Origin of the sequence: Isachenkonia alkalipeptolytica, from assembly GCF_009910325.1 — a bacterium.
Classification (GTDB): domain Bacteria; phylum Bacillota; class Clostridia; order Peptostreptococcales; family T1SED10-28; genus Isachenkonia; species Isachenkonia alkalipeptolytica.
Window position 1 is genome coordinate 1 of sequence record NZ_SUMG01000061.1, and the last position, 825, is coordinate 825.

Below are 825 nucleotides of genomic sequence, written 5' to 3' on the forward strand. Positions count from 1 at the left end.
TTCAGACTCGGTTTCCCTTCGGCTCCGTACCTGGAGTACTTAACCTTGCTTGACAACATAACTCGTTGGCCCGTTCTACAAAAAGTACGCGGTCACCCATTAACGGGCTCCCACAACTTGTAAGCAAAGGGTTTCAGGTTCTATTTCACTCCCCTCCCGGGGTTCTTTTCACCTTTCCCTCACGGTACTATTCTCTATCGGTCACTAGGTAGTATTTAGCCTTAGGAGGTGGTCCTCCCATGTTCCCACAGAGTTTCACGTGTTCCGTGGTACTTTGGTATAACACTCGCTTCTTTTGTATTTCGCCTACGGGACTTTTACCCTCTCTGGTGGATCTTTCCAGATCCCTTACGCTATACAGCGGTCGCTTTGATGTGTTAACCGAACCCCATAAAACAAAGTTTTATGGTTTAGGCTCCTCCCCGTTCGCTCGCCGCTACTTGGGGAATCGAGTTTTCTTTCTTTTCCTCGGGGTACTTAGATGGTTCAGTTCTCCCGGTATCCCTCCCATAACCTATGTATTCAGTTATGGGTACTTGAGTATTAGCCCAAGTGGGTTTCCCCATTCGGAAATCTACGGATCAACACTTATTTGCAGCTTCCCGTAGCTTATCGCAGCTTATCGCGTCCTTCATCGGCTCCTAGTGCCAAGGCATTCGCCCTTTGCTCTTACTAACTTGACCTTGCTATTTCATTCTACTACTGTTAAAAAAGATTACTCTCTTCAACAATAGGTGAATATTATAATTTACCTGCGAGATTGACTACGCTTAGTTTTACAACAATTCTCGGGATCACTCCCAAAAACTGAGGTCGTTCTAATTT

At 45.7% G+C, this 825-nt stretch carries 1 rRNA gene; it reads right to left on the bottom strand.

Annotated features, from left to right (window positions below):
- A 23S ribosomal RNA gene (locus ISALK_RS14865) occupies positions 1–683 on the bottom strand; the annotation flags it as partial.
- Positions 684–825 lie beyond the last annotated feature (142 nt).